At 71.3% G+C, this 21,894-nt stretch carries 21 protein-coding genes and 2 pseudogenes; 13 read left to right on the forward strand and 10 right to left on the reverse strand.

What is annotated here, in order from left to right:
• Positions 1 to 4: 4 nt before the first annotated feature.
• Positions 5 to 1,510, reverse strand: coding sequence for an APC family permease (locus KUM44_RS43380; protein ID WP_217215269.1), 1,506 nt, complete (start codon positions 1,508 to 1,510; stop codon positions 5 to 7).
• Between the two features lie 145 nt (positions 1,511 to 1,655).
• Here KUM44_RS43380 and KUM44_RS43385 point away from each other — a divergent pair, with 145 nt between their 5' ends.
• From KUM44_RS43385 to KUM44_RS43395, 3 genes and pseudogenes are all read left to right on the forward strand, one after another.
• The gene (locus tag KUM44_RS43385) at positions 1,656 to 2,414 is read left to right on the forward strand and encodes a TetR/AcrR family transcriptional regulator (protein WP_217215270.1); all 759 of its coding nucleotides are present in this window, start codon (positions 1,656 to 1,658) and stop codon (positions 2,412 to 2,414) included.
• 15 nt (positions 2,415 to 2,429) lie between these two features.
• Positions 2,430 to 2,893: pseudogene (locus KUM44_RS43390) on the forward strand (pyridoxamine 5'-phosphate oxidase family protein).
• A 79-nt stretch (positions 2,894 to 2,972) separates the two neighbouring features.
• The gene (locus KUM44_RS43395; protein WP_217215271.1) at positions 2,973 to 3,365 is read left to right on the forward strand and encodes a VOC family protein; all 393 of its coding nucleotides are present in this window, start codon (positions 2,973 to 2,975) and stop codon (positions 3,363 to 3,365) included.
• A 37-nt stretch (positions 3,366 to 3,402) separates the two neighbouring features.
• Here the strand turns inward: KUM44_RS43395 and KUM44_RS43400 are convergent, their stop codons facing one another.
• Together KUM44_RS43400 and KUM44_RS43405 are read right to left on the reverse strand one after the other, a co-directional pair.
• Positions 3,403 to 3,711 carry a DUF4235 domain-containing protein gene (locus KUM44_RS43400; RefSeq protein WP_217215272.1) on the reverse strand — a complete coding sequence of 103 codons (309 nt, stop codon included), beginning with the start codon at positions 3,709 to 3,711 and terminating at the stop codon, positions 3,403 to 3,405.
• Positions 3,712 to 3,734: 23 nt separating this feature from the next.
• Complete coding sequence (locus KUM44_RS43405) at positions 3,735 to 4,748, reverse strand: glutathione S-transferase family protein (RefSeq protein ID WP_217215273.1); 1,014 nt, start codon at positions 4,746 to 4,748, stop codon at positions 3,735 to 3,737.
• Between the two features lie 121 nt (positions 4,749 to 4,869).
• On the opposite strand from KUM44_RS43405, the gene KUM44_RS43410 reads away from it, so the two are divergent.
• Positions 4,870 to 5,841, forward strand: a complete 972-nt coding sequence (locus KUM44_RS43410) for a cation diffusion facilitator family transporter (RefSeq protein WP_217215274.1) — start codon at positions 4,870 to 4,872, stop codon at positions 5,839 to 5,841.
• Between the two features lie 66 nt (positions 5,842 to 5,907).
• Here KUM44_RS43410 and KUM44_RS43415 read toward each other — a convergent pair whose 3' ends face one another.
• Together KUM44_RS43415 and KUM44_RS43420 are read right to left on the reverse strand one after the other, a co-directional pair.
• Positions 5,908 to 6,357, reverse strand: coding sequence for a nitroreductase family deazaflavin-dependent oxidoreductase (locus tag KUM44_RS43415; protein ID WP_217215275.1), 450 nt, complete (start codon positions 6,355 to 6,357; stop codon positions 5,908 to 5,910).
• An 81-nt stretch (positions 6,358 to 6,438) separates the two neighbouring features.
• Complete coding sequence (locus tag KUM44_RS43420) at positions 6,439 to 7,089, reverse strand: LysE family transporter (protein ID WP_254390958.1); 651 nt, start codon at positions 7,087 to 7,089, stop codon at positions 6,439 to 6,441.
• A 305-nt stretch (positions 7,090 to 7,394) separates the two neighbouring features.
• Here KUM44_RS43420 and KUM44_RS43425 point away from each other — a divergent pair, with 305 nt between their 5' ends.
• The 4 genes from KUM44_RS43425 to KUM44_RS43440 all read left to right on the forward strand — a co-directional run bounded on the left by KUM44_RS43425 (position 7,395) and on the right by KUM44_RS43440 (position 10,607).
• Positions 7,395 to 8,603 (forward strand): cytochrome P450, encoded by a 1,209-nt coding sequence (locus tag KUM44_RS43425; RefSeq protein ID WP_217215276.1) that lies wholly within the window; start codon positions 7,395 to 7,397, stop codon positions 8,601 to 8,603.
• A gap of 12 nt (positions 8,604 to 8,615) precedes the next feature.
• Entirely contained in the window at positions 8,616 to 8,846 is a 231-nt protein-coding gene (locus KUM44_RS43430) for a ferredoxin (RefSeq protein ID WP_374202129.1), read from the forward strand.
• A 173-nt stretch (positions 8,847 to 9,019) separates the two neighbouring features.
• Positions 9,020 to 9,565 carry a flavoprotein gene (locus KUM44_RS43435; RefSeq protein ID WP_217215277.1) on the forward strand — a complete coding sequence of 182 codons (546 nt, stop codon included), beginning with the start codon at positions 9,020 to 9,022 and terminating at the stop codon, positions 9,563 to 9,565.
• 73 nt (positions 9,566 to 9,638) lie between these two features.
• Complete coding sequence (locus KUM44_RS43440; RefSeq protein ID WP_217215278.1) at positions 9,639 to 10,607, forward strand: aldo/keto reductase; 969 nt, start codon at positions 9,639 to 9,641, stop codon at positions 10,605 to 10,607.
• Positions 10,608 to 10,698: 91 nt separating this feature from the next.
• Here the strand turns inward: KUM44_RS43440 and KUM44_RS43445 are convergent, their stop codons facing one another.
• Entirely contained in the window at positions 10,699 to 11,520 is an 822-nt protein-coding gene (locus tag KUM44_RS43445) for a phytanoyl-CoA dioxygenase family protein (protein ID WP_217215293.1), read from the reverse strand.
• 75 nt (positions 11,521 to 11,595) lie between these two features.
• On the opposite strand from KUM44_RS43445, the gene KUM44_RS43450 reads away from it, so the two are divergent.
• Both KUM44_RS43450 and KUM44_RS43455 read left to right on the forward strand, forming a co-directional pair.
• Positions 11,596 to 12,528 (forward strand): helix-turn-helix domain-containing protein, encoded by a 933-nt coding sequence (locus KUM44_RS43450; RefSeq protein ID WP_217215279.1) that lies wholly within the window; start codon positions 11,596 to 11,598, stop codon positions 12,526 to 12,528.
• 345 nt (positions 12,529 to 12,873) lie between these two features.
• Positions 12,874 to 14,766, forward strand: coding sequence for an RICIN domain-containing protein (locus KUM44_RS43455; protein WP_308402855.1), 1,893 nt, complete (start codon positions 12,874 to 12,876; stop codon positions 14,764 to 14,766).
• Between the two features lie 242 nt (positions 14,767 to 15,008).
• Here KUM44_RS43455 and KUM44_RS43460 read toward each other — a convergent pair whose 3' ends face one another.
• Positions 15,009 to 15,629 carry a DUF4232 domain-containing protein gene (locus KUM44_RS43460; protein ID WP_217215280.1) on the reverse strand — a complete coding sequence of 207 codons (621 nt, stop codon included), beginning with the start codon at positions 15,627 to 15,629 and terminating at the stop codon, positions 15,009 to 15,011.
• A gap of 34 nt (positions 15,630 to 15,663) precedes the next feature.
• Positions 15,664 to 15,888, reverse strand: a complete 225-nt coding sequence (locus KUM44_RS43465; protein WP_217215294.1) for a hypothetical protein — start codon at positions 15,886 to 15,888, stop codon at positions 15,664 to 15,666.
• 320 nt (positions 15,889 to 16,208) lie between these two features.
• On the opposite strand from KUM44_RS43465, the gene KUM44_RS43470 reads away from it, so the two are divergent.
• The gene (locus KUM44_RS43470) at positions 16,209 to 18,452 is read left to right on the forward strand and encodes a glycoside hydrolase family 9 protein (protein ID WP_217215281.1); all 2,244 of its coding nucleotides are present in this window, start codon (positions 16,209 to 16,211) and stop codon (positions 18,450 to 18,452) included.
• 62 nt (positions 18,453 to 18,514) lie between these two features.
• On the opposite strand, the gene KUM44_RS43475 is transcribed toward KUM44_RS43470, so the two are convergent.
• Both KUM44_RS43475 and KUM44_RS43485 read right to left on the reverse strand, forming a co-directional pair.
• Positions 18,515 to 19,300, reverse strand: a complete 786-nt coding sequence (locus KUM44_RS43475) for an acyl carrier protein (RefSeq protein WP_217215282.1) — start codon at positions 19,298 to 19,300, stop codon at positions 18,515 to 18,517.
• 149 nt (positions 19,301 to 19,449) lie between these two features.
• A pseudogene (locus tag KUM44_RS43485) lies at positions 19,450 to 20,394 on the reverse strand (sigma factor-like helix-turn-helix DNA-binding protein).
• A gap of 209 nt (positions 20,395 to 20,603) precedes the next feature.
• Here KUM44_RS43485 and KUM44_RS43490 point away from each other — a divergent pair.
• Together KUM44_RS43490 and KUM44_RS43495 are read left to right on the forward strand one after the other, a co-directional pair.
• Positions 20,604 to 20,849: a hypothetical protein gene (locus KUM44_RS43490; protein WP_217215283.1), complete on the forward strand. Its 246-nt coding sequence runs from the start codon at positions 20,604 to 20,606 to the stop codon at positions 20,847 to 20,849.
• A 3-nt stretch (positions 20,850 to 20,852) separates the two neighbouring features.
• On the forward strand, positions 20,853 to 21,230 hold the full coding sequence (locus KUM44_RS43495; RefSeq protein WP_217215284.1) for a toxin Doc: 378 nt from the start codon (positions 20,853 to 20,855) through the stop codon (positions 21,228 to 21,230).
• Positions 21,231 to 21,894: the final 664 nt, after the last annotated feature.

Genomic DNA, 21,894 nt, shown 5'->3' on the forward strand with positions numbered 1-21,894 from the left:
TCGGTTATCGGGAGGTGGCGAGAAGCTGCGGGGCGTCGGCGTCGGTGCCCTTGCCGGTGCGGAAGTACGGGGACCTGCGCACCCACCTGGCCCACGCGGCGGCCACGAAACCGGACGCGATCATCGCCAGCGGGGTGACCAGCAGGAACCAGCCGTTGTCCGCGCTGACTTCGAAGTGGTCGGCGGAGGTGTAGAAGGACCAGCCGAGATAGCCGCCGAGGCCGAGCAGTACGGCCGCGCTCAGCGTGGGCAGGACGACCGCGCGCACCCCCTGCCGCCAGTCCTCGCGCAGCAGGCCGCGGAACCGGACGGCCGCGGCTAGTGCGGTGAGGGCGTACGACAGGGCGACCACGATGCCCACCGCGCTCACCGTCGCCATGATCATGTCGGCGAGCCGGGGGATGACCAGCGCCAGGCCCGCGACGCCCGCCGCGAGGGCGCCGATCAGCATCGTGCCGGTGGCCGGAGTACCGTACCGGGGGCTGACCTTGGACCACACCGGCCCGAGCGTACGGTCCCGGCTCATCGCGAACATCGCCCTGGCCGTGGGGATCACCCCGGCCTGGAGCGAGGCGACCGCCGAGAACATCAGGGCGACCAGGGGCAGCGCCGCCCACGGCTGGGACGCCAGCCGGTCGCCGAAGAAGGCCAGCCCCTCGGCGCCGTGGCCCGCCAACTCCTGCTCGGACAGGACACGTTGGAAGGCGACGGAGCCGAGCAGGAACAGCGCCAGCATGGTGAACAGGGTGGTGATCCCGGCCCGCGACGCGTCGCGCGGGTCACGCACCTCCTCGTTGACACTGAACGCCGACTCGAAACCCCAGTAGCAGAACACCGACAGCAGCATCCCCTGCGCGAGGGCCGTCGCCGACGGGATCGCGAACGGGTCGAACCAGCTCAGGCTGAAGTCGTGCGGACCGGTGACGATGCCGTAGCCGCAGAAGCCCAGCAGGACCACGTACTCGAAGACCAGCAGCCCGGCCTGGAGACGGGCGGCGGTGCGGATGCCGGTGACGGCGGTCAGCGTGACCGCCACCAGGACCAGGATGCCGAGCGCCGTCGTCTGCGCGGTCGAACCCGGGTCCAGCGCGAGGCCGCCGATCCGGTGCAGGCCCGCGTCCCCGGCGAGCTGGAGCAGGGCGGAGCCGGTGACCGCCGTGGTGTACGCGAGGAACGCCACCACGGCCACGATGTTCACCCAGCCGACCATGAAGCCCAGCCAGGGCGTGAGCGAACGGCCCACCCACACATAGCCGTTGCCCGCGTTCGGCTCGACCTGGTTGAGCCGCGCATAGGCGCCCGCGATGCCCAGGACCGGCAGGAACGCCAGCAGCATGATCGCCGGCAGATGCAGGCCCACCACGCCGGCCGTGACCCCGAGCCCGATGCCGATGCTGGTGGTCGCGGCCGTGCTGGACGCGGCGATGGCGACCCCGTCCAGGACGCCCAGGGACTTGCGCAGCTCGGGCCGCGCCGGAGGGTCGACGCTGTAGGACTGCTCGTCGGGCATGGCCGCTCTCCGCTCGCACCGGGGGCCTGGAAACGGCCCCGATGAGCGGACATGAAACTGTCCGGGGGGTTAACAGGTCAACGGTGTTGTCATAAGGTGCGGGGCACCGGACCGTGCGAGGCAGTCCATGGGAGGCAGGCAGTCCATGAGCGAGCGCGTCGTCCCGCCCGCCGCCCGCCGGCGCAGGCGCCCCACCAAGCAGGGCGTCGTCCTGTCCGAGGAGCTCATCGTCGAGACGGCCCTGCGGCTCATCGAGGAGCACGGCGCCGACGCCCTCTCGGTCCGCCGCCTCGGCCGCGCGCTCGGCGCCGACCCCAGCTCGCTGTACCGGTACTTCCGGCACACCGACGACCTGATGCTCGCCATCGCCGACGAACTCATCGGCCGTACGCTGCGCACCTGGCGCCCCACCGGCGACTGGCGCGCCGACCTGCGCGACCTCGGCCTGCGCATGCACGCGGGGGCCCTCGCACACCCGCGCGCTGCCGTGCTCAGCTCGTACCGGGTGACCGGGCGGACGTACGAGATCCAGGCCGTCGAGACCATCCTCGGCGTGCTGCGCGACGCGGGTTTCCCCGACGCCGAGGCGGTGCGGATCTACCACGCGTTCGTCGACCAGACCCTCGCCCACGGCGCCCTCGACTCGGCGAGCGCGGCCATGCCGAAGGCCGCGCGGGAGGCGGAGGCGGCCGTCTGGCGGGCGACGTACGCACGGCTGCCCGCCGACACCCACCCGCACATCGCCGCCACCGCCCGCCACCTCGTGGCCGACATGACGCGCAGCTCCTATCCGGCCGCCCTGGAGCTGCTTCTCGGCGCGGCGGCGGGTCTGCTGGCGGAAATCCGCTCCCGGTCCGGACACCCGACGGCCACACTGGACCCGTCCGTCAAAGCCGACCCCTGAGGAGAGACTTCGCCGATGGCCGCGTCACCCGCACGCCCCGCCGAGCAGCGCAAGAAGGACACCCTGCACCGGCTCGAACACGACGAGGACGTGTGGGTCGCCACCGCCGACGCCGACGGGGGAGTGCCGTTCCTCGTGCCGCTCTCCTTCCTCTGGGACGGCTCGACGCTGCTGCTGGCGACACCCGCCACCAGCCCCACGGGCCGGAACCTGAGGACGACCGGCAGAACGCGCCTCGGCATCGGTCCGACCCGCGATGTCGTCATGATCGAGGGCACGGTCGAGACGATCACGCCGGCGAGCTGTCCGAGGAGGAGGGCGACCGCTTCGCCGCGCGGACCGGCTTCGACCCGCGCCGACTCAGCACGCCCTACCTGTACTTCCGTGTCCTGCCGACCCGGGTACAGGCCTGGCGCGAGGCCAACGAGCTGGCGGGGCGGTTGCTGATGCGGGACGGGAAGTGGCTGGTGGCGGACTGAAACCGCCCGACCGGGACACCCGTCGGGGACAGGGCGGCGGGACAGGTCCGTCCCGCGCCCCGGATCCTTCGGAGGAGTCATGCCACTGGTGACAGCGGGTTTCGTGGTGCTCGACTGTGCCGAGCCGGAGAAACTCGCCGTGTTCTACAAGGAACTGCTGGACGGCGAACAGACGGAGGCGACCGCCAACCGCGTGGAGATCAGGGGCGCCGACGGCACCCGGCTCGCGTTCCGCCGCGACATGAACGCGACGCCGCCGAGCTGGCCGCGCCCCGAGAACTCCCTCCAGGCCCACCTGGACTTCGTCGTGGAGGACCTGGACGAGGCCGAGCGCAGGATCGTCGGGCTCGGCGGCCGGCCGTTGGAGACGAAGGACGCGGCCGGCCCCTACGAGGCACGCGGCTACTGCGACCCGGCCGGCCACTCCTTCACCCTGCGCCGCCTGGCCCCCACGGCACCGAAGCAGGGCTGAACCGCTTCGGTGCCGGCACCTCGGCCGGGGTGGCCGCTCAGTCCCGCCCGCCCTTGTCGCTGACCGGCCACACCCCTGTCGACCGCTCGATCGCCTTGGCGCCCGTGCGGTCGGCCAGGCTGCGCGCCATCGCGAACAGGGCTCCCTGGACCGCGGCCGCCAGCAGGATCTCGCCCCAGCCGCGGTCCCGGTCCAGAGCGTCGGGGGCGTCCTCCTCATGACGTATCGCCATCCACGTCTTGCGGAAGGCGAGTCCCGCCAGCGCGCCGCTCGCCCACCCGAGGGCGAATCCCAGCGGCTTGTAGGCGAGGGGGAGTTTCGCCTTCTTCTGCTTCTTCTTGGCCATGTGCCTGTGCCTCCTTCGTACGTTCACGGTCGTCCGTGCGCCGGGACCCGCTCGGCCTGCGCGGGAGGCCCGGGCGGTGTCCCGTCGCCGAACGCCCTGCCGCCCAGCTCCTGACGGTGGTGCGGGGTCAGCCAGCCCGACAGATCCGGCCCGAGGGGCACGATGCCGGTCGGGTTGATGCCGCTGTGCACCTGGTAGTAGTGCCGTTTGATGTGGTCGAAGTCGACGGTGTCACCGAAACCGGGCGTCTGGTAGAGGTCGCGGGCGTACGCCCACAGGACCTGATGTTCCGTCAACTTCCAGCGGTTGCACTTGAAGTGGCCGTGATAGACGGCGTCGAAACGGACCAGCGTGGTGAACAGCCGGATGTCCGCCTCGGTGATCGTGTCGCCGACCAGATAGCGCTGCCCGGCCAGTCGCTCGCCCAGCAGCTCCAGCCGCCGGAACAGGCGTGCGCACGCCTCCTCGTACTCCTGCTGGCCGGTGGCGAACCCCGCCCGGTACACACCGTTGTTGACGTCCTCGAAGACATCCGCCATCACGGCGTCGATCTCGTCCCGCAGCGGCTCGGGGTAGAGATCGGGCGCCCCCGCGCGATGCAGGGCCGTCCACTCGGTGGCGAGGTCGAGCGTGATCCGCTGGTAGTCGTTGGTCACGAGCCTGCCGCTGGGCACGTCCACGATCGCGGGCACGCTGACGCCGCCCGGGTACTCGGTCTCCCGCCTGTCGTAGGCCTCGCTGAGGAAGCGGATGCCGAGCACCGGGTCGCGGTCCCCGGGGTCGAGGGTGAAGCGCCAGCTGCGGTCGTCCTGGAGCGGATCGGCAATCGCCAGGGACAGGGCGTCCTCCAGGCCGAGCAGCCGCCGGGACACCACCGCCCGGCTCGCCCACGGACAGGCACGGCTGACCACCAGACGGTAGCGGCCGGCCTCCACCGGCCAGCCCTCCCGGCCGTCCGCCGTGATCCGGTCCGTGAAGTGGGCCTTCGACCGCTGGAACGCCTTCCTCCCGTAGGCCGTGTTGCCCCCGCCGCTCATGACCCGGCTCCTCTCTGCCGTGCGTCCCCCGTTCCGTGCCGGGGTTCCTGATCTCACCGAGTCCCCCGATTTCCGCCGACGGCACGGTGTGAGCGGGATCGACCGGGGCAGTCGGTGGAAAATGAGCAGCACGCCAGGCGCACCGAAGGCTGATCGCAGGACCCGGGTCACCGTCCTGGTGGCCCTCACCGCCAATCTCGTCATCGCCGTCGCCAAGGCGGTCGGCGGAGTCGTCGCCCACTCACCCGCGCTGTTGTCGGAGGCCGCGCACTCGATGGCGGACAGCATGAACGAGATCTTCCTGCTGGCCGCGCTGCGCCGCAGCCGCCGCCCCGCCGACGCGCGCCATCCCTTCGGCTACGGCAAGGAACGCTTCTTCTGGTCGCTGCTCGCGGCCGTCGGGATCTTCGTGATGGGCGGGTGCTTCTCGTTCTTCCAGGGCGTCGAGGCGCTGCGCGGGGACTCCGAGGAGAGGTTCAGCGGCTATGTGGCGGGCATGATCGTGCTCGGTGTCGCCTTCGTCGCCGAGGGGCTGTCGCTGGTGCGGGCGCTGTACCAGGTACGCAGGCAGGGCGGCGTCGCGGACGGGCTGCGCGACCCGGCCCTGCGCACGGTCGTCGCCGAGGACTCCACGGCGGTGCTCGGCGTGAGCCTCGCCCTGGCGGGCATGGCGCTGCACATGGTCACCGGGCAGGTCGTCTGGGAGGCGTCCGCGTCGCTCGCGATCGGCGCGCTCCTCGTCTACGTCGCCTACCGACTCGGACGCGACGCCCGCGACGAGCTGATCGGGGAGGCCGCCGACCCCGAGGCGGCCGGCCGGATCCGTGCGCTGCTGGAGGCCCAACCCGAGATCGACAGCGTGGAAGCCCTGCTCACGATGAAGACCGGCCTTGAAACGGCTCTGGTGGCGGCCCGGGTCGATCTGGTCCCAGGCCTGGACAGCGAACACGTGGAGGAGGTCGCTGTGCGCATCAAGCGCTCCCTCTCCCGGACCGTGGCGGAGGCCGACCAGATCTTCCTCGACGTGACCGAACGCTCCGCGCGCGAGGCACAGGGAAGCCCCGCCGCGACGGGGGAACGCGGCGGGGCCTGACGCACGTGTGCCCGGGGGAGAGGGGTTCATGCGTCCGTACGGAGAAAAAGTTTCCCGGAGGCCCGTTCAGCCCTCGTCGAGCGGCTCCAGTACGAAGACCGGGATCACCCGGTCCGTCTTCTCCTGGTAGTCGGCGTACGGCGGGTACGCCGCCACGGCCCGCTCCCACCACTCGTCCTTCTCCGCGCCGGTGATCTCGCGGGCCCTCATGTCCTGCTTGACCGGCCCGTCCTGGAGCTCGACATGGGGATCGCCCTTGACGTTGTGGTACCAGACCGGGTGCTTGGGCGCCCCGCCCAGCGAGGCCACCGCGGCATAACGCCCCTCGTGCTCGACGCGCATCAGCGGCGTCTTGCGGATCTTGCCGCTCTTGACGCCCCGGGTCGTGAGCACGATCACCGGCATCCCCGTGTTCTGGAGGGTCGTCCCCCGGGTGCCGCCGGAGCTCTCGTACAACTCCACCTGGTCGCGGACCCACTTGGTCGGGCTGGGCTCGTACTCACCGTCGAGAGGCATGTTTCGGTCCCATCGTCGTGTCCTGAGGCTGACTGGCTCCACCCTTCAACACGGGCGCCAGCGGAAATCATCCTGACGCGGCTACGCCGCCATCCCCGCGGCCAGCGCAAGGATCACGCCGCTCGACACCAGCGCCGTCACCAATCGCCCCCGACGCCCCGTCAGCACGCGCCCCAGCAGGGCCCCGCCCCCGGCCAGGAGCACCTGCCAGCTCGCCGACGCGACGAACGCGGCCAGGACGAAGACGCCCTGTTCCAGGGGCGCTGTCGCGTCCGCCGTGCGCGTGCCGAGGACGAGGGCCGCGAAGTAGACCACGGTGGTCGGGTTCAGCAACGTGATGCCGAGCAGCGCCAGATAGGCGCGTGCCGGGCTCGGGGGAGAGGGGGGAGTGGAGCGGGTGGCCTGGGGACGGGTGCGGTAGTGGCGTACGGCGATGACGGCGCCCCGTACCGCGAGGGCCGCCAGCACCAGGGCCGAGGCCCAGCGCAGCGGGACCAGCACCGGTCGCAGCGCGCCGGCCAGGGCGGAGCCGCCGAGGGTGGCCACGAGTGCGTAGAGCCCGTCGGCCGTCGCGACGCCCAGCGCGGCGCAGACGCCGGTCCGCAGCGAGGTACGGGCGGTGAGGGAGACGAGGTAGGTCGCTACCGCGCCGACCGGGACGGCGATGCCGTAGCCCGCGATCAGCCCCGCGACGAGCGCGGCGGTCACGACGTGGGAAGCGTGGGCCTCCATGGACGGCCGGGCTGCTGCTGGAGCGCCACGGGACGGACGGCGGCGGTCAGCGGAAGGAAGGCGCGGGTTGTGGGCATGGCCGGATTCTGTGGCCGGCGGCCCCGTGCCGACAAGCGATTTTCCAGCGATGTGCTCCGGGCGAACCGGTCGGACGGGCCGGACGTCCCCGTGACCGAAGTTCTGTACGACGATCCCCGGCCAGATTGCCCGGGAGGCTGATCTGGCCGAACTTGGCGTCGTCCGCTAGGTGCCTGAGGCATCTAATGAAGATCGGCACGACGCACTCTTCGTCTGCGAGGTCTTCCATGACGGACATGACGGAACCGCACACCGTCGTCTTCCCCCAGAGCCGGACCTGCCCCTACCACCCGCCCACGGCCTACGACCCCCTGCGCGAGGCCCGCCCCCTGGCCCGCATCAGCCTCTACGACGGCCGCCCGGTCTGGCTGGTCACCGGACACGCGCTCGCCCGCACCCTGCTGGCCGACCCGCGGCTCTCCTCCGACCGCACCCGGCCCGACTTCCCCGCGCCCACCGAACGGTTCGTGGGGCTGCGCAACCGCAAGACCGCGCTGCTGGCCGTCGACGACCCCGAACACCGGGTCCAGCGGCGGATGATGGTCCCCAGCTTCACGCTGCGGCGTGCCGCCGAACTGCGCCCCGAGATCCAGCGGATCGTGGACGAACGACTGGACACGATGATCGCTCGGGGAGCGCCCGCCGAACTGGTGAGCGCCTTCGCCCTGCCCGTACCCTCCATGGTCATCTGCGCGCTGCTGGGCGTCCCCTACGCCGACCACGACTTCTTCGAGGAACAGTCGCGACGCCTGCTGCGCGGCCCGACGGCGGCCGACACCATGGCCGCCCGCGACCGGCTGGAGGCGTACTTCGCGGAGTTGATCGACCGGAAACAGAGGCAGCCGAAGCCCGGCGACGGCGTCCTGGACGAACTCGTCCACCAGCAGCTGCGCGCGGGTGAGCTGGACCAGGAGGAGGCCATCGCCCTCGCGATCATCCTGCTCGTCGCCGGCCACGAGACCACCGCCAACATGATCTCCCTCGGTACCTTCACCCTCCTCCAACACCCCGACAGGCTGGCCGAGTTGAAGACCGACCCGACGCTGCTGCCCGCCGCGGTGGAGGAGCTGATGCGGATGCTGTCGATCGCCGACGGCATGCTGCGGGTCGCCGTCGAGGACATCGAGACGGACGGCGGGACGATCCGGGCCGGCGAGGGCGTGGTCTTCTCCACCTCGGTCATCAACCGCGACGAGTCCGTCTACCCCGACCCCGACACCCTCGACTGGCACCGCTCGGCCCGCCACCACGTCGGCTTCGGCTTCGGCATCCACCAGTGCCTCGGCCAGAACCTGGCCCGCGCCGAGATGGAGATCGCCCTGCGCACCCTCTTCGACCGCCTGCCGACCCTCCGGTTGGCCGTCCCTGCGGAGGAAATCCCGTTCAAACCCGGCGACACGATCCAGGGGATGCTGGAACTCCCCGTGACCTGGTAAGAGGCTCCGGTCATGCACAACGAAACGCACGAATCAGACAACCTGCACATCGACATCGACCACGGCCTCTGCATCGGCGCCGGCCAGTGCGCCCTCGCCGCCCCCTCCGTCTTCACCCAGGACGACGACGGCTTCAGCACCCTGCTCCCCGGCCGCGAGAACGGCGGCGGCGACCCGATGGTCCGCGAGGCCGCCCGGGCCTGCCCGGTCAGTGCCATCACCGTCTCGGAAACGGGGAGCTGAGACCGAGCCCGTCCGCCGAACCCCGAGGTCGCGTGCGGGCCCGGCATCCGATGCCGGGCCCGCACGGGCCGGTCAGCCCCAGGGCGCCGAGGCGAGTGAGCCCGTGCGGGCCCGGCAGAAGGAGCGCGGGCTGTCCTTCCCGCTGCGTCAGACCGTGTGAGTAGGGTTCCCGGATGACCGAACAGGCCGTCACCGGGCAGGCCCGGAAACCCTTCCTCTACGTCGTCGTCTGCGCCGCCGGCATCGCCGCGGACGTCAGCGAGCTGATCACCGCCGCACAGGAGCGGGACTGGGAGGTCGGTGTCATCGCGACCCCGGTCGCCATGAACGGCTTCTTCGACATCACCGCCGTCGAGGCGCTGACCCGCCGCCCGATCCGCTCCGCCTGGCGCACGCCCGCCGACCCGCGCCCCTTCCCGCCACCGGACGCCGTCGTCACGGCACCGGCCACCTTCAACACGATCAACAAGTGGGCCGCCGGCATCGCCGACACCCTCGCCCTGGCCACCCTGTGCGAGGCGTACGGCCTCGGCGTCCCGATCGCCGTCCTGCCCTGCGTGGCCGACGCGCCGGCCGCCCATCCCGCCTACCAGGACAGTCTGATACGCCTGCGGGGCATGGGCGTGCGCCTCGGGGAGCCGTACACCGGCGAGGCGGGGGAGGACGGCGGACGGCCGGACTTCGGCTGGGAGCGCGCGCTGGACCTGCTGGACCGGTGACCGGACCGGCCGCGCCCGCACCCGAGCACGTACGCTCCCCTGGTACCCCACTCCGAAGGCAGGAGCAGCAACGATGCAGTACGTGAAGCTCGGTTCGACGGGCCTGGACGTGTCGCGGATCTGTCTGGGTTGCATGACCTACGGCCTCCCCGACCGCGGCGCGCACGAGTGGACCCTCGACGAGGAGGCCTCACGACCGCTGATCCGTCAGGCGCTGGACGCCGGGATCAACTTCTTCGACACCGCCAACGTCTACTCCGACGGCACCAGCGAGGAGATCGTCGGCAAGGCGCTGCGCGACTTCACCCGACGGGACGACATCGTGCTCGCGACGAAGGTGAACGGTCGCATGCGGCCCGGCCCCAACGGTGCCGGCCTCTCCCGCAAGGCCATCATGACGGAGATCGACCACAGCCTCGCCCGCCTCGGCACCGACTACGTCGACCTCTACCAGATCCATCGCTTCGACCCGCACACCCCGGTCGAGGAGACGATGGAGGCGCTGCACGACCTGGTGAAGGCGGGCAAGGTGCGCTACATCGGGGCGAGTTCGATGTACGCCTGGCAGTTCTCCAAGATGCAGTACACGGCCGAGCGGCACGGCTGGACCAAGTTCGTCTCGATGCAGAACCACTACAACCTCCTCTACCGCGAGGAGGAGCGCGAGATGCTCCCGCTCTGCGCGGACCAGGGCGTCGGCATCCTGCCCTGGAGCCCGCTGGCCCGCGGCCGCCTCACCCGGGACTGGGGCACGGTCACCGACCGCAGCGCCACCGACAACTTCGGCAGCGGTCTGTACGCCGACAGCGACCGCGTCGTCGTCGAGGCCGTCACCCGCGTCGCGACCGACCGCGGAGTCCCACGCGCCCAGATCGCCCTCGCCTGGCTCCTCCACCAGCCCACAGTGACGGCCCCGATCGTCGGCGCCGCCCAGCCGCGGCACATCGAGGACGCGGTGGCAGCGGCAGAACTCCGCCTCACGGACAAGGAGTTGGACGAACTACAGCAGCCATACAGCCCCCACCCGATCACCGGCCACTGAAACGCCCCTTCTCGAGGGGCGCGGGGCTGTGTCGATATGCGGCTCCGCCGCGCGGGCGCGACCAGCCACAACGTGACCCGCAGCCGACACCTCAGTGGGGTCCGGACGGCGCGAACTCGCTACCGCACGGCCCCGCCCCCTCACTCTCTCCCAACGCCACCCGATCCCCACTCATCGACAACGTCCGGTAATACGCCCCGATCCGCTCGGCCGACCGCCCCACGTAGTGGCCGATGAACGACCGCCGAAACCGATCCGCCGTACGGTTCGGCTGCGAGCCGTGCACCAGGCTCCCGTTGAAGAACAGAACATCCCCCGGCTCCATGTCGACGGGAACGGCGGCCAACCCCGCCGGAGGCGCCACGTACTCCCGCGCGAAAGACACCTCCGCATCCGCAAGCTCCGGACAGAACAACTCCATCGCATGCGTACCGGGCACGACTTCGAGCCCCCCGTTGTCCCGGTCGATCACATCGCAGGCGATCCACGCCGCCACACACGTACCCGGCTCGACCCGCAGATAGAAGTTGTCCTGGTGCAGCGCCTGCCCCCGGGCCCCGGGCGGCTTGAAGTAGAACATGCTCTGCGCGGCCAGCAGCTCCTCCCCGAGCAGCACCTCCAGCACGCCACGCAGCCGCGAGTCCAGCAGCAGCCGCAACGACAGTTCGTCGATCTCGTGCGGCTGCATCACCCTCGGGTACGCGCGCAGCGGGTCGCTGTCCCGCGGGCGCGGCTCGAAGTGGCCGGGCACGGGGCCGGCCGCGTGCAGCGCCGCGAACCGGTCGCACAACCGGTCGATCTCGTCGTACCCGAACAGCCCGCGTACGACCGTGAAGCCCTCCTCCTGGAACTGGCGGAGCCCGCGCTCGGGCAGGATGGGCGCGGCGGCGCCCCCCATGTCCGTGGCTGTCATGTCGGCTGTCATGTGTCCGCTCCTCGGTCAGGTGCCCTCGCCCGACCACGCTAGGCCGACGCACGCCCCAGGAGGATGACTGTGAGCGCTGACGCATTGCCCGAGACTGCCGTACCCGGTGTTCCCGCGCCGCCGCCCGGCCTGGTGGTCGTCGGCTGCTTCGACCAGCCGCCGACGTACGGGATCAACCGGCCGCGCGGCGCGGACAGCTGGCTGTTCACCTGGACGACCGGTGGCCGGGGCCGACTGCGGCACGGGGGCGCCGAGGCGCGGGCCGGGGAGGGGGACCTTGTGGTGCTCGCGCCGGGCGTTCCGCACGGCTACGGGGTCGAACCGGGTGCGCGGCACTGGCGGTTCTGGTGGGTGCACTGCCAGGCCCGCCCCTCCTGGCGGCCTTGGCTGCGTCCCTACGACGCCGGGGAAGGGATGTACGTCGTCGCGCCGACGCCGGACACCGTGCACGGCCGCGTCGAGGCGGCGTTTCGCCGGATGCTCACCGACGCCCGCTGGACGGGCACGGAGGCGCCTCCCCTGACCGCGCCGGGCGACGCGCCGGGGGACGAGGCCGTCGCCGTGGCCCACGGCACCGCGGCTCGCGAACTCGCCCTGTGTTCACTGGAGGAGGTAGTCCTGCTGACCGCCGGCGCCGCGCGGGCGCAGCCGCCCCGGCCAGGCATCGACGTCCGGGTGCGCCGGGCGGAGGCGCTGATCGCGGCCGACCCGGCCGCACCGCACTCGGTGCGCTCACTCGCCGAGCATGTCGCCCTCTCGCCCTCGCGGTTCGCCCACCTCTTCACCCGGCAGATCGGACAGTCACCGATGCGAGCGCTGCGCGAGGCCCGGCTGCGGCACGCCGCTCGGCTGCTGGAGAGCACGGACCTGTCCGTGGAACGCGTGGCGGCCGCCTCCGGGTTCGCCAGTCCTTTTCACTTCAACAGAGTGTTCCGTGAACGGTACGGGAGGCCGCCGGGGGTGTACCGGGGGAGCGGTCCAATGGTTGGCGCTTGACTCGTGTAGGCGCCGTGAAGATCCGTACGTCCGTATGACCAGGCATGAAAGTCGGAGATCTGCCGTTCAATGGTTTGCGCTCGCGTGCGAAGGCGGCTGAGTGAATGCCATTTTCCAATTGTTCGGCCGAGGTGGCCGCAATCGCCTTGATAGGTTATTGACTACTCGTCAAACAGTGATCGTCGCGCACGCAATGCGCAAAAACCGGAATCGCTTGTTCTCTGTCCCTGACCTGTGCAAAGGTGTGCTTCGCTCCCCAGTGCCCATACTTCACAAGAGTCGCGCCCGGAGCATACTCATTGGTATGGACCTTCACAACCGAAAGCCCTCCGGAGGAATGCCGTCGTGCCTGACGCAGGCCTGTCGAATTCGCCTGACGACGCCCGACTCTTCGATGTGACGGACGCTCAACTGAGCGCCGAACTGAAGAAGTGGACGGGGGTGTCGCCGGCGCTGCACCCCGTCGGTGAACTCCTCGATCGGCACTGGGAAGCGGGCCTCGCCTACGCGCGGCTGTGTACCGCCGACGCCCGATCCGCGGGAATGCTCACCACCGCGGCCTTCACCCGGCTTTTCGGCGAAACGCTGCGGCAGACCGGCCCGACGGCGGCCTGGCGCCCCCAACTCCTCGTCACCGTGCGCCGTATCGCCGCGGAATGGGACACCGACCGCAGTCGCGAACTGCTCCACCCCGAGCTGCGGTCCGAGACGGAGGGCGCGGAGCGCGTCGCCGCCCGACTGCTGCCGCCTGCCGACCGACGACTGCTGTCCGGGGCCTTCGAGCGGCTTCCCCAGGCGGCCCGCTGCCTGCTGTGGCACACCGAGGTCGAGGCCGAACCGCTGGCCGTACCGGCCGGACTCCTCGGCCTCGACGAGGAGTGCGCCCGTCTCGAACTGGGCCGGGCCTGCGAGCGGTTGCGCGAGGAGAGCCTCCAGGTCCACCGCGAACTCGCCCCCGAGCACGAGTGCCGGCAATACCTGCGGATGCTGGACGTGACCTACCGTCGCGGTGGCGTCGACGTCGACCCGGACCTGCGCGAGCACCTGAACCGCTGCGGGCACTGCAGTGACACCGCCGCCCAGCTCCTCTTCTTCAACGAAGGGCTCGGCGTCGCACTGGCGGAGGCGGTGCTCGGCTGGGGCGCGAGACCCTATCTGGAGGCGAGAGCACGCCAGGCCGCGGAGCCGGCCGAGGCAAAGACGGAAGCGGCTGCGCAGCCGCGGCCGATGGCGCCGATCGCGGGGGAGTCGTTCTTCGCCGACACCCCCGACACCCCCGACACCCCCGACTTCGTCTCCCCGGCAGAGGTCCCCGCCCCTCCGGCCCACGCCCCTGTCCCTGGCGGCGAGGCACTCGCCACCGGCGGAGCGACGGCCGCCCCCGCGGCCGGCCCCTCCGCCCCCGCGGGCGAGCCCTGCACCACCGCGACCGCCGCGTCCGCCTCTTCGCCGGCCGGTCCCCGAGCCGCCCGCCGCTCTGCCCGTCGTACCGCCCGCCGGAGCGACCCCACCACCGCCCCGCGAGCCGGCGATCCCCGCACCTTCACAGGCCGCGCGGCCCTCAAGGCCGCCCGCCGTGCCGCGCGGCGCCGCAACCTCACCGCGGCCGTGGCGACCGTCAGCGCCCTCGTCGTGCTTCCGCTCGTCTTCTGGGCGGCCGGCGGATCCGAGGACGCGCCCGCTCCGGCCGCGAACGACCGCCCCACCGAGACACCGGACTCCGACGCGGGCTCCGCCACCAGCAACCCGTCCTGGGCGGGCGCCGCCGAGGCCGCGAAGGGCGAACTGCGGGGCCGGCTGCACAACATCGGATCCGGGCTCTGCGTCGGCATCGTCGGCGACAAGGCCGTCAAGGACGCGGAGACCGAACTCACCCAGTGCTCCTCGGCGCCCGGCCAGCAGTGGTCGTACGAGACCGACGGACTGGCACGCAGCGCCGCGAACCCCGATCTCTGCCTCGACTCCCACCTCGGCTACTCGGTCCGGCTGGCCCCGTGCACGAACGCGGCCGACTCCGAAACCAGGAACGTCCGCTACGACTTCACGCTCCAGGGCACGCTCGTGCCCCGCTTCAACCAGGACCTGGCCCTGAGCCCCGCCGCGACGGACGGCTCGGGCGCCCTCGTGCTCAAGAGCCGCGAGGACGACAACAACGCCCAGCACTGGGCGATCGACACCTCGAAGCCGGAGCCGCAACTGGAGGTGGTCAACTGGGACTCGGAGGCGAAGACGGAGTAGGCGCCGGCCCCGACTCCGACCCCCACCCCCGTGCCGTCGAAGACCCCGACGCCCACGCCGACCCCGTCCGCGACCCGTCGACGTCGCAGCCGACGGCCACGAGCCCGCCACCGACCGACGCCTCCCGCCACTACAACCCGTACTCGTGCACCGGGGGCGGTCAGAACGGCTGGTCCGGCGGCGGGTACGCGGGGCTATGGCGGTACGGCGGTTACGGTGGCGGCCGCCGCTGACCGGACGGATCAGCCGCCGGTGCCGGGTTGGACCACCGTCAGCCGCACCGAGGACTCGTTCCCGGCCACCGGTACCTCACCGGCCGTCCACGTCACCTTCAGCGGATCCCGCTCGTCGGGCGGCGTCACGAGCAGCGCCGTCGGCAGGGCCGTACGGGCCCCGCTGATCTCGGGGCTGGCGAAGGACAGCCCGGCCCAGGCGCTGCGGCCCGGAGTCAGGGTGACGGTCGTGGGTGTGTCGGGGGAGCGCTTCGGGTCCGGTCCGAGTTGCTTGCCGGACGAGTCGACGAAGGCGGCGCCCGGGTAGCCGCGGACCGTGCAGGTGCGGTCGGCCGTGTTGGTCAGCACGATCGGGAAGTTCCGCTGTCCGGCTCCGGGGCTCGGGCGTCCGATCGACGCGCGCAGCTCGGAGGTGTGACAACGCGGGGCGGCGCCGCCCGACTGGGTCACCGGACTCTCAGTGATCGCGGTGCCCGGCCCGGTCGTACGGCCGCTCGTGCCGGCCGGTGTCTGGGCGGCACCCGTGGTGTCGGCGCCATCGCCGCACGCGGTCAGCAGGCTCAGCAGCGCGACGGCGGTCACGAGGGGAGTCGCTCGGTGTAAGGCGTGGAGTGTCCGTGCACGTCCCATGTCTGTCACGACTCCCCGTTTTCCCGCCGAGTACTCACTCCTCGGCGAGGAGCCCGATCTCGGCCCAGATCGTCTTGCCGTCCGCCGTCCGCCGTCCGCCGTCCGCCGTGTGCCGGCTGCCTCGGCGCTGGGTCAGCTGAGCGGCCAGCAGCAGCCCGCGGCCGCTGAGATCGCCGGCACGGGCCGGTGCCGCGTCCGGCCGCCGCACGGTTCCGTTGCGCGACGGGTGGCGCTTCGCCCTGGTGGACCCGGGCGGCATCACCGACCCCACCGGGGCCTGCACCGATGCCGACGAGCCAGAACTCGATGCTCCAGTCGTGCGGCACCTCGGCCTCGCGCCGGCGGCGGCCTCGGCTGGTACCGCCTCGCCTTCACGTCACGGTCCGGACGCGCGGCTGTTTCGATCTGCGGCCACCGCCGCGTGGGCGTGACCAGCCATGACGGCGCAGTAGTCGAAAACCGCCCCTCCGGACCGTTGACGCCGTGTCATGTCGCCGACAAGCATGGGCCGCGTCCGCCTCTGGGAGCGCTCCCACTCGTCGAGAGCGTAACCCGCCCCTCACCCCGAGGAGCCCAGACGTGAAGCGATGCAGAACCACCCTGCTGACCCTGACGGCCCTGCTGGCCGCAGGCCTCACGGCACTTCCGACCGCACCGGCCGCCGCCGAAGAGGTCGAGCAGCTCAAGAACGGCACCTTCGACACCACCACCGACCCATGGTGGACGAGCAGCAACGTCACCGCGGGCCTGTCCGGCGGACAGCTCTGCGCCGACGTGCCCGGCGGCACCGCCAACCCCTGGGACGCGGCGGTCGGCCAGAACGACATCACCCTGGTGAAGGGGGAGTCGTACCGGTTCTCCTTCACCGCGAACGGTACGCCCGCAGGGCATGTCGTGCGGGCGATCGTAGGCCTGTCGGCGGCCCCGTACGACACCTACTTCGAGGTGACGCCGGAGCTGAGCGTCTCCGGGAACTCGTACGCGTACACCTTCACCTCGCCCGTCGACACCCCACAGGGCCAGGTCGCCTTCCAGCTCGGCGGCAGCGCGGACGCGTGGCGCTTCTGCATGGACGACGCCTCGCTGCTGGGCGGTGTCCCGCCCGAGGTGTACGAGCCCGACACCGGGCCCCGGGTCCGCGTGAACCAGGTCGCCTACCTCCCCGCCGGGCCGAAGAACGCCACACTCGTCACCGACGCCACCGAGAGGCTGCCCTGGCGGCTGAAGAGCGCCTCCGGGGCCGTGGTCGCCCACGGCTGGACCGTGCCGCGCGGCACCGACGCCTCCTCCGCGCAGAACGTGCACTCCATCGACTTCGGCGCCTACCGCAAGCAGGGCAAGGGCCTCACGCTGGTGGCCGACGGGGAGGCGAGCCGCCCGTTCGACATCGGGACGGCCGCCTACGAGAAGCTGCGCCTGGACGCCGTGAAGTACTACTACACGCAGCGCAGCGGCATCGCGATCCGCGACGACCTGCGCCCCGGGTACGCCCGACTCGCCGGGCACGTCGATGTCGCGCCCAACCAGGGCGACGGTGCCGTGCCCTGCCAGCCGGGGGTGTGCGACTACAAGCTCGACGTCACCGGCGGCTGGTACGACGCCGGCGACCACGGCAAGTACGTCGTCAACGGCGGCATCTCCGTGTGGGAGCTGCTGAGCACGTACGAACGCGAACTCCTCGCCCGCACCGGTGAGCCGAAGAAGCTCGGCGACGGCACGCTCGCCATCCCCGAGAGCGGCAACAACGTGCCGGACATCCTCGACGAGGTCCGCTGGGAGCTGGAGTTCCTGCTGAAGATGCAGGTGCCCGCGGGGCAGCCGCTGGCCGGCATGGCGCATCACAAGATCCATGACGAGCAGTGGACGGGCCTGCCGCTGCTGCCGAGCGACGACCCGCAGAAACGCGAACTGCATCCGCCGTCCACCGCTGCGACCCTGAACCTGGCGGCGACGGCCGCGCAGGCGGCGCGCCTGTACAAGCCGTACGACAAGGCGTTCGCGGCGAAGGCGCTGGGCGCTGCCCGCACGGCGTGGGCGGCGGCGCTCGCACACCCCGACCGGTACGCCTCCGAGAGCGACGGCATCGGCGGCGGTGCCTATGCCGACAGCAACGTCACCGACGAGTTCTACTGGGCAGCGGCGGAGCTGTATCTCAGCACGGGCGAGAAGCAGTTCGCGGACCACGTCCTCGCCTCGCCGGTCCACACCGCCGACATCTTCGGCGCCCTGGGCTACGACTGGGCGAGGACGGCCGCAGCGGCCCGTCTCGACCTGGCGACCGTGCCGAGCAGACTCCCCGGCCGGGACAAGGTGCGCCAGTCCGTGATCAAGGGCGCGGACCGCTATCTGGCCACGCTGAAGGCACATCCGTACGGGATGCCGTACGCCCCCGAGAGCGGTCTCTACGACTGGGGATCCAACCACCAGATCCTGCACAATGCCGTGGTCATCGCCACCGCGTATGACATCTCGGGCGCCTCGAAGTACCGTGACGGCGCGTTGCAGAGCATGGACTACCTCCTCGGGCGCAACGCGCTGAACATCTCGTACGTGACCGGCTACGGTGAGGTCAACTCACGTAACCAGCACGCCCGTTGGTACGCCCACCAGCTCGACCCGAGCCAGCCGAACCCGCCGGCCGGCACCCTCGCGGGCGGGCCGAACTCCGGTATTCAGGACCCCTACGCACAGAGCAAACTCCAGGGCTGCGTCGGTCAGTTCTGCTACATCGACGACATCCAGTCCTGGTCGACCAACGAGCACACGATCAACTGGAACTCCGCCCTGACCCGGATGGCCTCCTTCGTGGCCGACCAGGGATAGGCACTGGTGAGCCCGCCGTCGCGAGGGTGCGGCGGCGGGCCTTCGGTGGCTTCCGGTCGCGGCTACTGGGTGATGTTCCTGACCGGGAGCTGCTTGCTCGCGCCCGACATGTAGTAGTCCTTGGGTGCCGAGAAGAGCACGAACTCGTGGTCGTACGCCCGGATCCTGGTGTGGAGGGTGAAGTTGCCGTCGGCGTCCGTGGTGGTCTGCGCGTTGTACTGGCTCTCGAAGTACTGCCGCAGGAACACCCGGGTCCCGGCGACCGGGCCGTGCCCGGCGGGCCAGGTGACCTTGCCGGTGACGGTGAGGCCGGCGCCGGGGTGCACGACGACCCTGCTGACCCGGTAGGTCAGGGAACTCGCGACGGGCTCCACGCTCACGGCGGCGTCCGCGAACGCCAACTGACCGTCGGTGGGGTCGGTGTCGTACATGGCGCGGAACAGCACCTCGTGGCGCGGGGTGAGGTAGGGGCTGGGCCGGTCCTCCCAGCGGTCGGCCGGGACGTCGTCGAGCGTGAACCGTCCCGCGGCGTCCGTGCGGACGGTGCCCAGGCTCCGGGTCTCCCATTCGGTCGGGTCGATGGGGTCGCCCCACGGGTTCCAGGTGTCGAACAGGACGGACTGTTCGAGCTGGACCGGGGTGTCCGCGGCGGGTGTCCCGTCCGGCCGGGTCAGGGTCCCGGCCAGGTCGACGGTGCGGTGATCGAAGTCGGTGGTGGCGGTGCTGCTGGTGAGGGTCATGGTGTAGTCGCGGTCCGCCGCGTGGGCGGACGGGGCGATCAGCGCGCCGGTGAGCAGGGTGAGTACGGCGACCGCGGTCGATCGAGCGGCCAGTAAGCGCATGCGCACGTGAACTCCGTTGGTGGTGAGGTCCGTTGTCGTGCCGGGAGCATTGGGTGGGGTGCCGGCATGGGGTGTGACACCCCGGACGTCACCAGGGGTTGTAGGGCAGGGCAGGAATACACGACCGGTGCACGGGGCGTTCAGCGACAGGTCACCTACGGGTTGCGTTGCGCCTCGTGCTCCACGAGTCCGCCCGGCCGCTCGTGAGCGCTCAGGGTGTGCAGCGCCGCCCGGTCCAGCGGCTCGTGCACCTCGACTCCGAGCAGGAACGACCAGCGGTCCGGGAAGACCTGGGGCACAAGCGTCAGCTTGTCCGGGTTCTCACGACGTAGACATCGGACACCCGGTCGCCGTCCGGCGTGAGATCCAGGACCAGCACGGCGTACGGCTCACCGCCCTTCCTCCCGTACGAGCCGAAGAACCGGAGTGCCTTGTCGCGGCCGTGCACGGGGTGCAGCGCGGCCGGCTTGCGCTTGCCGCCGGCGTCCGTCCACACCGTGACGTCCGGCGCGAGGACCTCCATGAGTTCGGCGATGTCCCCGCTCACCGCGGCCCGCACGAACCGCTCGGTCGCCTCCCGGCGCACCCGTGGATGCGCCTCGTACAGCGGCCGCCGCGCGTGCCCATGCCCCCGCGCGATGCGCGAGCTGCCGCACGGCCGCCGGGCTGCGGTCGATGATCTCCGCGATCTCCGTGTGTGCGTATCCGAACGCCTTGTGCAGCACGAACACCGTGCGTTCCAGCGGTGACAGCGACTCCAGGACGACCGGCATCGCCGGCGACACGGACTCGGTGCGCAGGGCCGGGTCCTAGGGGTGCCACGGGCCGACGCAGGTCTCCCGGCGGCGGCTGATCGCGGCCCGCCGTGTCAATGCGCAGTTGACGGCGATCCGCACGGGACAGGCCCGCGGGTTGTGGACCCCGTCGAGCGGCGCGCCCCCGCTCCGTGCCGTCCAGGACAGCCAGGTCTGCTGAAGGACGTCCTCGGTGTCGGCGACGCTGCCGAGGATGTCGTGGACGACGCCGAACATCAGCTCTCGGTGCTCGACGAGGACGCCGGTCGCGTCCTCGGCGGTGACGGGGAAGGGGGTGTCGGACACGCGGTGGCCTCCCGGTGCGCGCTCACCGCTGCGAGGCCCGGCGGGGGCCGGAATGTGACCTCCCGGGGATGAATGTGCCCCACGTCTTGGGGCTCCGTGCGTGCGCCAGCGTCCGGCGCAGGGTGGTTCGTAGTCGGCCTGGTACCGGCATGCATCACACTTGACCTGCACGTATTTACGCGTGAGTACCCGAGCGGTACCGTGAGGCCATGCCAGCTCTCAACGTGGAGTTCAGCGACCGCGAGCTCGAGGACCTGCGGCAGATCGCCAAGGAACGCGGTACGTCGATGAAGGCGCTCGTGCGCGAGGCCGCGGCGGCCGACATAGCGCGGCACCGGGCGCTACAGGAGGGCGCCGAGGCGTTCCGCCGGTTCTTCGCGTCGCACGCCGACGAGTTCGCGGCCGCCTTCCCCGAGGACGAACCGTCCGCAAAGGGCGAGGGACGGGCCGCCTGACCGATGGCACCCGTCATTCATATCGACGTGCCCTGGCTGCTCCAGCGACACGAAGAAGTCCTGCCGGACCAGCCCACGGTCAACGACTTCTCCGCGCTGGTCGCCGCCGTCGCCCGCCATCGCGTGGATCCGCCCCGCCTGGGCGTCGACTCCGACCCGGCCTGGCGGGCCGCCGCGCTGCTGCACACCCTGGCCCTGCTCAAGCCGCTGCCCGCGGCCAACGCCCGCTTCGCCTGCGCCTCCGCGGTGGCCTACATGTTCGTCAGCGGCGTCGGCATCGACCCGCCCTACGGCGCCCTCGTCGATCTGGCCCGTGACCTGATCTCCGGCAAGGTCGACGTGTACGGCGCGGCCGACCGGCTGCGCTCCTGGCAGATCTGAGTCCCGCCGGCCCGCCTGGGCGCCCCGCCCTGTGGTGGCGGCCCCCTGGCGGCGGCCCCTGGTGGCGGTCCCCGTCCCTGCCGCCCTGGGGCCGCCGACCGAGGGCGGGAGGAACGGGGTCGGCGGCCCATGACGCGCAGGAGAGCCGCCGTCCCTGCGCGGGGCCTTCCGAGAGGGCCGCTCCCAGTGGACTACGCGGGCGTGCGCGCCGGGGAGCGTGCGTGGTGCGGCGGCGTGTGCGTGCGTTTCACACGGGGCGCATGGAATGTCGAAAGCTCGCGCGCATGCCGCGAGTTGCAGCCGAATCTGACTTTGTTTCAAAGGTGCGGATGTTGCCCAAGTGGCTTGTTGGCCATCCGTGTGCTGTGCAAGGGTGAACTACCCGTGGGGGGTGGAAAAAGGCCGGGTCTCATGCGTTCCGTGAGGAACCGGGGCGATTGGACGTGGGCGAATTCTTACTCCCCCGCTCGTGCCGAAGAGGTACACACCAAGTCGCTCGGTCCTTTTCGGCGAAGGGAACTTCTGTGTCTTGAGCGTGGGAAGGAATCCGTTCAGTGCCCACCCCCCACCCCCCTCGCCCTCCTTACCCCCCGCCCGGCGGGGTCCCGGAGGAATCCGACGAAGGTCTCGCCGCCCGGTTGCGGGGCCGTCCGGACGGCGAAGC

Origin of the sequence: Streptomyces sp. AC550_RSS872, from assembly GCF_019049285.1 — a bacterium.
In the GTDB taxonomy this organism is placed as follows: domain Bacteria; phylum Actinomycetota; class Actinomycetes; order Streptomycetales; family Streptomycetaceae; genus Streptomyces.

Bases quoted from the DNA above. Each gene is read 5' to 3' on its own strand.
- KUM44_RS43490 (WP_217215283.1), top strand. From the start codon at position 20,604: ATGCCAGCTCTCAACGTGGAGTTCAGCGACCGCGAGCTCGAGGACCTG.
- KUM44_RS43425 (WP_217215276.1), top strand. From the start codon at position 7,395: ATGACGGACATGACGGAACCGCACACCGTCGTCTTCCCCCAGAGCCGG.
- KUM44_RS43435 (WP_217215277.1), top strand. From the start codon at position 9,020: ATGACCGAACAGGCCGTCACCGGGCAGGCCCGGAAACCCTTCCTCTAC.
- KUM44_RS43440 (WP_217215278.1), top strand. From the start codon at position 9,639: ATGCAGTACGTGAAGCTCGGTTCGACGGGCCTGGACGTGTCGCGGATC.
- KUM44_RS43465 (WP_217215294.1), bottom strand. From the start codon at position 15,888: ATGCCGCCCGGGTCCACCAGGGCGAAGCGCCACCCGTCGCGCAACGGA.
- KUM44_RS43385 (WP_217215270.1), top strand. From the start codon at position 1,656: ATGAGCGAGCGCGTCGTCCCGCCCGCCGCCCGCCGGCGCAGGCGCCCC.
- KUM44_RS43395 (WP_217215271.1), top strand. From the start codon at position 2,973: ATGCCACTGGTGACAGCGGGTTTCGTGGTGCTCGACTGTGCCGAGCCG.
- KUM44_RS43415 (WP_217215275.1), bottom strand. From the start codon at position 6,357: ATGCCTCTCGACGGTGAGTACGAGCCCAGCCCGACCAAGTGGGTCCGC.
- KUM44_RS43380 (WP_217215269.1), bottom strand. From the start codon at position 1,510: ATGCCCGACGAGCAGTCCTACAGCGTCGACCCTCCGGCGCGGCCCGAG.
- KUM44_RS43420 (WP_254390958.1), bottom strand. From the start codon at position 7,089: ATGGAGGCCCACGCTTCCCACGTCGTGACCGCCGCGCTCGTCGCGGGG.
- KUM44_RS43430 (WP_374202129.1), top strand. From the start codon at position 8,616: ATGCACAACGAAACGCACGAATCAGACAACCTGCACATCGACATCGAC.
- KUM44_RS43460 (WP_217215280.1), bottom strand. From the start codon at position 15,629: ATGGGACGTGCACGGACACTCCACGCCTTACACCGAGCGACTCCCCTC.
- KUM44_RS43445 (WP_217215293.1), bottom strand. From the start codon at position 11,520: ATGACAGCCACGGACATGGGGGGCGCCGCCGCGCCCATCCTGCCCGAG.
- KUM44_RS43495 (WP_217215284.1), top strand. From the start codon at position 20,853: ATGGCACCCGTCATTCATATCGACGTGCCCTGGCTGCTCCAGCGACAC.
- KUM44_RS43450 (WP_217215279.1), top strand. From the start codon at position 11,596: ATGACTGTGAGCGCTGACGCATTGCCCGAGACTGCCGTACCCGGTGTT.
- KUM44_RS43410 (WP_217215274.1), top strand. From the start codon at position 4,870: ATGAGCAGCACGCCAGGCGCACCGAAGGCTGATCGCAGGACCCGGGTC.
- KUM44_RS43405 (WP_217215273.1), bottom strand. From the start codon at position 4,748: ATGAGCGGCGGGGGCAACACGGCCTACGGGAGGAAGGCGTTCCAGCGG.
- KUM44_RS43400 (WP_217215272.1), bottom strand. From the start codon at position 3,711: ATGGCCAAGAAGAAGCAGAAGAAGGCGAAACTCCCCCTCGCCTACAAG.